This is a genomic window from Sphingobacterium sp. UBA7253, from assembly GCF_002472745.1.
In the GTDB taxonomy this organism is placed as follows: domain Bacteria; phylum Bacteroidota; class Bacteroidia; order Sphingobacteriales; family Sphingobacteriaceae; genus Sphingobacterium; species Sphingobacterium siyangense.
In genome coordinates this window covers 23897-30764 of sequence record NZ_DKSP01000098.1, presented here as the reverse complement: position 1 = coordinate 30764, position 6868 = coordinate 23897, and the positions used below count along the sequence as shown (strand labels likewise).

At 38.3% G+C, this 6868-nt stretch carries 7 protein-coding genes; 3 read left to right on the top strand and 4 right to left on the bottom strand.

The features are described from left to right. From B2X72_RS09560 to B2X72_RS09550, 3 genes are all read left to right on the top strand, one after another. On the top strand, positions 1-338 hold a 338-nt coding region (locus tag B2X72_RS09560; protein WP_286849351.1), incomplete at its 5' end, for a 5'-nucleotidase C-terminal domain-containing protein. Further along, on the top strand, positions 316-1275 hold the full coding sequence (locus B2X72_RS09555) for a bifunctional metallophosphatase/5'-nucleotidase (protein WP_075992666.1): 960 nt from the start codon (positions 316-318) through the stop codon (positions 1273-1275). The genes B2X72_RS09560 and B2X72_RS09555, both read left to right, overlap by 23 nt. Before the next feature lie 122 nt (positions 1276-1397). Then, on the top strand, positions 1398-2612 hold the full coding sequence (locus B2X72_RS09550) for an MFS transporter (protein WP_088161601.1): 1215 nt from the start codon (positions 1398-1400) through the stop codon (positions 2610-2612). 72 nt (positions 2613-2684) lie between these two features. Here the strand turns inward: B2X72_RS09550 and B2X72_RS09545 are convergent, their stop codons facing one another. The 4 genes from B2X72_RS09545 to B2X72_RS09530 form a co-directional block, all read right to left on the bottom strand. After that, on the bottom strand, positions 2685-4688 hold the full coding sequence (locus B2X72_RS09545; protein ID WP_145326757.1) for a M13 family metallopeptidase: 2004 nt from the start codon (positions 4686-4688) through the stop codon (positions 2685-2687). 111 nt (positions 4689-4799) lie between these two features. Beyond that, positions 4800-5003 (bottom strand): hypothetical protein, encoded by a 204-nt coding sequence (locus tag B2X72_RS09540; RefSeq protein WP_088161603.1) that lies wholly within the window; start codon positions 5001-5003, stop codon positions 4800-4802. A 61-nt stretch (positions 5004-5064) separates the two neighbouring features. Continuing rightward, complete coding sequence (gene metA / locus B2X72_RS09535; RefSeq protein ID WP_075992669.1) at positions 5065-6006, bottom strand: homoserine O-acetyltransferase MetA; 942 nt, start codon at positions 6004-6006, stop codon at positions 5065-5067. 113 nt (positions 6007-6119) lie between these two features. Beyond that, positions 6120-6650, bottom strand: a complete 531-nt coding sequence (locus tag B2X72_RS09530) for a TlpA family protein disulfide reductase (protein ID WP_286849346.1) — start codon at positions 6648-6650, stop codon at positions 6120-6122. Positions 6651-6868: the final 218 nt, after the last annotated feature.

Sequence of the window (6868 nt, the reverse complement as noted above, 5' to 3'; positions counted from 1 at the left end):
TACTCGAACTAAAGGGTAGTCAGATTCGTCAGCTTGCTGACTATATTGCAACAACACATGGTCAACCTATTGCTGGAATGACTTTGACAATTACAGGCAACAAAGTTCAGGACATCAAGATCAAAGGTCAAGCTATTGAAGACGATAAGTTATATAAACTAGTGACCTATGATTATCTTGCCAATGGTGGTGACAACCTTACCCTGTTGACACAACCTGTATCGCGGGCAGATTATCCGCAACGTATGCGTGAAGGTTTGATTGAATATGTGAGTGAATTAACGAAAGAAGGCAAAAAAGTAAATGCAGAATTAGATGGAAGAATTAAAATCAATTAACCGAAGATCATTTATCAAGCAAGTTGGTGGATTTTCTGCTGCAGTTGCTTTGGGATCACTTCCTTTTCAAGTCGACGCGAAGAGCAAAAAGGTAAAACTTACAATTTTACATACCAACGATGTTCATAGCCGTATTGAACCGTTTCCAATGGACGGCGGTAAATATCAGGGATTGGCTGGTGTTGCACGCAGAAGTACGCTTATCAATAAAATCCGTAAAGAAGAAGAACATCTTCTATTACTGGATGCGGGCGATATGTTTCAAGGTACCCCCTATTTTAATCTTTTTGGAGGAAAACTTGAACTTGATCTCATGACAAAGCTGGGTTATGATGCGGGAACATTCGGAAATCATGAATTTGACAATGGTCTTAACGGCCTTGTAAAGTATCTGGATCACGCTAAATTTCCGTTCTTAACGGCCAATTACGACTTCAAAGGAACTGTATTGGAGGGGAAAACCCAGGATTATACCATATTCCATAAAGGTGGAATAAAAATAGGCGTGTTTGGACTAGGAGTAGATATTGAAGGATTGGTTGACCCCAATAACTTCAAGGGAATGAAATATTTGGATCCTATTGAAGTATCCGACAAGGTGGTCCGCATATTGAAGGAAAAACACAAATGTGACTTGGTCATCTGTTTATCGCATTTGGGCTATCAATATGAAAACGATAAAGTGTCAGATCTAATCCTTGCCGCTAAAACCTCAGATATTGACCTAATTATCGGCGGCCATACTCACACCTTCTTAAATGAACCAACACTGGTTACCAATTTAAAAGGAACGAAGACCGTTGTGAATCAAGTCGGTTTTGCCGGGATTAATCTGGGACGAATTGACTTTATTATGGAACCGGGGTCTGAGAAGAAACAAATGGTCGCAAGTACCTATCAAGTCAATCCTTCAATTCCGGAGTCCATGTTGGCATAATGTGATCTAATTTTAATAAATGCCAAGTTGACTAATCAATTTGGCATTTTTTTTACCAATACTACAAGAAGACGTATGAATTAAAAAACTTATACGATCTATACAAGCTGATTCATCATTCAATGAAAAGAATTTTATCGATATACCTCGACTCCTTTAAGGGACTGTCTCAAGCCGCATGGCTACTTGCCATAGTTATGCTCATCAATAGAATGGGAAGTATGGTGATTCCCTTTCTTGGACTCTACATGACCCAGGTTCTACATTTTGACATTAAACAAGTTGGTGTGGTATTGATGAGTTATGGATTCGGCTCCGTTTGTGGTTCTTACATAGGTGGCTGGCTGACTGACCGGATTGGCAGCTTCAAGGTTCAGTTCGGAAGTCTCGTATTGGCCGCTCCTTTATTCTTACTGATTCCACATTTCAAAGAGGTGCAGTCGTTATCCATCATGATTTTTACGTTAAGCTTAATCTTTGACGCCTTTAGACCTGCAAACTCGGTGTCAGTGGCGAGTTACGCTAAACCAGAAAATATCACGCGTGCTTTTTCATTGAATCGCCTAGCCATAAATTTGGGATTTTCAATCGGCCCAGCGGTTGCTGGCTTTTTGGCCACCATCTCATTCAATTGGATCTTTTATGGAAATTCTTTTGCCGTCCTTTGCGCTGCAGTGATTTTCTTTGTCTTTTTTCATAAACGAGAAAAAAGAAGCGATATCAAATCAAAAAAAGAGATTATTCCTGAAAACGAATTGCCTCAAAAAGGACGAAACCCTTATACAGACTTACCATTTGTCTTATTCAATATCTTTTGTTGTATTTTCTCTTTTTGTTTCTTTCAGTTGATTACGACTTTACCGCTTTTCTACCGTGAGGTTCATCATTTGAACGACCATCAAATCGGATTTCTACTCGGTTGGAGTGGTTTCGTTATTGTATTGCTGGAGATGTTTATTGTCCATATAGCTGAAAAAAGATTCTCGTTAATTAGCACGCTCGTCTTTGGAACATTTTTATGCGCCAGCTCTTATGCCATGCTAAATTTTACAGGCGGGCTCGGTTGGTTATATTTCACATTCTTTATTTTTGGTTTAGGTGAGATGCTGACATTACCTTTCATGGCAACGGTTTCTGTTAACCGCTCGACACCCAAAACACAAGGAGCATACATGGGCTTCAATTCCCTTGCTTTTTCAGCAGCAAATATATTTTCACCACTTTTAGGAACAAGCATAGTCGACTCCTTTGGTTTTACAACACTATGGTGGGCGACGGCATTGACCTTATCTGCAACAGCAATCGGGTTCTATTTGGTTCTAAAATGGATGAAATAGTATAAACTAAATAAAAAAAAGCGGGTGTATTTAATTTTAAATACACCCGCTTTTTGTAAAATGATTGATAAACTACCAAATTTTGATACGTTTATCGACCGGAACAAACATTTTGTCACCGTTCTTTGTATCCCAAGCTTTATGGAAAGCATCTAGGTTAATGATCGGCGCAAAAGCACGGTACTGTGCCGGAGAATGCGGATCAGTTTTCACTTGATTGACCACAAACTCGTCTGTTGTCTTCGTTCTCCATATTGTAGCCCAGGAAAGGAAAAAGCGCTGGTCCTGCGTAAAACCATCTATTAATCCAGGATTTCCCTTATCTTTCAGATAAAGTTGCAATGCATCAAAAGCAACTGATGAACCTCCCAAATCCCCAATATTCTCCCCTAATGTAAAGCGACCGTTCACAAAAACGCCTGGTACAGGTTCATAGGATTCAAATTGACGTACCAAAGCATCAGCCGCTGCTTCAAATTTCGCCTTATCACTGTCGCTCCACCAGTTGTTCAGGTTTCCGTTTCCATCGTATTTCGCACCCTGGTCGTCAAATCCATGTGAAAGTTCATGACCAATTACCGCACCGATACCACCAAAATTAACTGCAGCATCAGCCTTATAATCATAGAATGGTGGCTGAAGAATCGCTGCCGGAAAGACAATCTCGTTAAACAATGGGCTATAATAAGCGTTTACAGTTTGTGGAGTCATCCCCCATTCTGACTTATCTACTGGCTTATCTTGCTTCGCCAAATTTTGGTAAAATGCCCATTTACTCGAAGCCAATACATTTTCATACAACGATGTACCAACATCAAGTTTGCTATAATCTTTCCATTTATCCGGATAACCAATTTTAACTTTAAACTTAGCCAGTTTGTCTAATGCCTTTACTTTCGTTTCATCCGACATCCAAGTTAATCCCTTGATATGCTGCCCGAAAGCTTTAACAAGATAGCTTACAAGTTCTTCAGCTTCAGCTTTGGCCTTCGGAGGAAAGTTTTCTTTCACATATAATTTCCCCAATAGCTCCCCTGCGATCGAATTGACAAATTCCACACCACGCTTATCTAAAGCACGCTGCTCCTTTTGTCCTTTTAACTTACGACCCCAGAAGTCAAAATACAGATCATTAAGCTCCTGTGTAGTATATGACGCTGCATTATTTAAAATATGAAATGTCAATAGCTCTTTGATTACCGGTAAATTTTCAGGATTGAAAACTCGATCCAAATTTTCATAATACTTTATTTCCGGCACAATCACAGTATCGGCCTTAAAACCGACATCCTTTAGGTACTTTGCAATATCCACGTTTTTCACCATTTTTTTTAGATCAGCTACAGCGATCGGATTATATCGACCATTAGCATCACGTGATTGCTCAACAGTTTTAAGGTTTGCGGCCATCTGCTTTTCAAAGGCAACAATTTTTTGACCTTTTAAATCCTTCGTAACTTGGCCAGATTTAGCATAAAGTGCAGAAATATAATTTGAATAGTCAGTTAAGGTTTCTTCGTTCTTCTTGTCTTTTACTTGATAATATGAACGTCCTAAACCTAGACTTCCGCCACCAAGGTATACCGTATTAACATCGGAATTTTTAAGATGCGCATATACATAGCCACTAAAAAAAGGATTTCCACCAATGGGTGCTACCTCAACAAGATATTTATATAAATCATCGAAATTCTTAATGGCTGCAATTTTAGTAAGATAAGGTTTAACAGGCGCTAAACCAAGCTTATTGCGCGTTTTCATATCCACAAATGATTTATACAAATCACCTATCTTCTGATTGTCTGTACCCTTTTGGAACTGTCCAGATAATGATTCTTGCAAAACCTTCAAAGTAGCAATATCAGTATTTTCACGTAATTCGTCAAAAGAACCCCAACGTGCTTTATCGGAAGGTATTTTGACTGTTTTCATCCATTGCCCGTTCACAAAGTTATAAAAGTCATCTTGAGGACGAACACTCTTATCCATGTAACTCACATTGATTGCATTGTTTTGCGCATGGCCTGTCAATGAGCCACAGGCTAACAAGGCTGCAAAAAGTAGATTTTTCTTCATATAAAAATTTAGTTTGTTTATCGCTATACACAAACTTAAGAAAAGTTCTTCTATTGTTGATGCAACAAATATGGTTCTAATGACAACCAAAATTAAGAAGCATAGTTGGGTCTATGCTTTATTGCGGGTTGATTTACGTAGTACAAGGATAAAAATCAGTAAGAACAAGGCAATACCTGCGATCCAGATCCACGGATTAGCATACCATAAAGTACCATTCGCTTCTTTCAGTTTTTGATTTTCTTCTAGCGTAACCTGTGCTTTCAATAAAAAAAATGAAAGAACAGAACCAACTAGTAAAGCAGTCTTTTTCATATTTAATCACTTAACATGAATAGAATGCTTTTTTAGCCGTTTTTGTTTGAAATGAATTAAATTATCCTTGTTTGATTTCGCCTAAGTAAACCACATCTTTTAGATCAAAAGGAGTTTCTTGATACACGAAGTAATTCAACCAGTTATTGAAAAGCAGGTTCGCATGGCTTGTCCAGCGCACTAGAGGACGGTTTTCGGGATTGTCATCGACATAATAATTTGCTGGCATAGCAATCTCCTGCCCCTTTTCTAAGTCTCTTTTATACTCTTCATCCAATGTAAAAGGAGCATATTCTGAATGTCCCGTCAAATAAAATTCTCGTCCACCTCGTGAAGAAACAATAGCAATACCTGCTTCCGGCGATTCCGAAAGAATTTCCAAACCCTCTTTCGCCAGTAGATCATTCTTCTCAATGGTCGTATGGCGGCTGTGCGGTATAAAGAACTCATCATCAAATCCACGGAATAGCGGATGTCTTTTGTTTAACGTAGTATGCTTAAATACACCAAAAAGCTTTTCCGCTAATGGCTTCTTCTCTACACCATAGAAATGATACAATGCAGCTTGAGATGCCCAACAGATATACAAACTTGATGTTACATGGGTTCGTGCCCAATCGAAGATGGTCTGAATTTCTGCCCAGTAGGTCACTTCCTCGAAAGCAACCATTTCAACTGGAGCCCCCGTAATAATCATTCCGTCGTAGAAATTCTCCTTAACCTCAGTCAAGCTCTTATAAAACATTTCCAAATGCTCTTCAGGAGTGTTCTTTGACACATGCGTTTCAAGTCGCAAAAATTCCATTTCCACCTGCAAAGGATTATTTGACAGCAAACGAATAAAATCTGTCTCTGTCGTAATTTTAAGCGGCATCAAGTTCAGCACTAAAACGCGAAGCGGTCTAATGTCCTGCTCATTTGCTCTTAAATCACTCATGACAAATATATTCTCCTTTTTCAACAGCTCAATGGCAGGAAGGTTATTAGGAAGTTTGACCGGCATAGATAATTTCTCCTTATACAATTAGCATGCAAAATTAGCAAGAAAATGCCATAAATGCTAAATGAAACATAAATTATCTTCCATTATATTAATATAATCTCCAACATCAAAATCTATTCCTTACTTAAATCCAATAGGGATTTTCTGAATTTCTGCGACCCAAAATTCATTCCACCTACATGCTTAATGACCAGCTTACCAGCCTTGTCCAAAATAATTGTTGTGGGTATGCTTGTGGTACTCAATCCATTCGGCAACGCCGAATTTAATTGATAGACAGGTAGACTATATTTCCTTTTCGCCATAAATTTCCTCGAAGCGCTAAGATTTCCATCAATATCGACAGACAAAATAATAATACTATCGTTGCTTTTAAAATCCTTATAGAGTTGATCCAATGAAGGCATCTCCGCAAGACAAGGTGGGCACCATGTCGCCCATAAATTAATAACCACAACTTTCCCCTTGAGTTGATTTAGGGTCAACACATTGTTTTTACTGTCCCTAAAACTAAGATTATATCCTTCGGTCCAGCCATTGTCCTCCCCTTCGGCAACAGAAAGTGTACTTGCTTTACCCGGAAATGGGCTGCAAAACAACAAACTAACCAAGAAAAGGACAGTATAATTTACTCTTTTTCTCATACAACACTGTTTCTAAGCATAAACATTAACATAACGTTTGCATCCTAATTTGATTGTCTCTAAATCAGAAAAAGCAATCTTTTTTTATCCTATTTTTTAATTCATTATTTAGCGCTGATATAGGCATAAATTCCGTTTTGGAATACAAAAGCCGAAAGATATGTGTAAAAGATATTACAAACAAATTCGGGGATATGTGTATTATATAGTATGAAAAT

Coding starts and splice junctions, on each gene's coding strand:
- B2X72_RS09555 (WP_075992666.1), top strand. CDS start 316: ATGGAAGAATTAAAATCAATTAACCGAAGATCATTTATCAAGCAAGTT.
- B2X72_RS09550 (WP_088161601.1), top strand. CDS start 1,398: ATGAAAAGAATTTTATCGATATACCTCGACTCCTTTAAGGGACTGTCT.
- B2X72_RS09545 (WP_145326757.1), bottom strand. CDS start 4,688: ATGAAGAAAAATCTACTTTTTGCAGCCTTGTTAGCCTGTGGCTCATTG.
- B2X72_RS09540 (WP_088161603.1), bottom strand. CDS start 5,003: ATGAAAAAGACTGCTTTACTAGTTGGTTCTGTTCTTTCATTTTTTTTA.
- metA (WP_075992669.1), bottom strand. CDS start 6,006: ATGCCGGTCAAACTTCCTAATAACCTTCCTGCCATTGAGCTGTTGAAA.
- B2X72_RS09530 (WP_286849346.1), bottom strand. CDS start 6,650: ATGAGAAAAAGAGTAAATTATACTGTCCTTTTCTTGGTTAGTTTGTTG.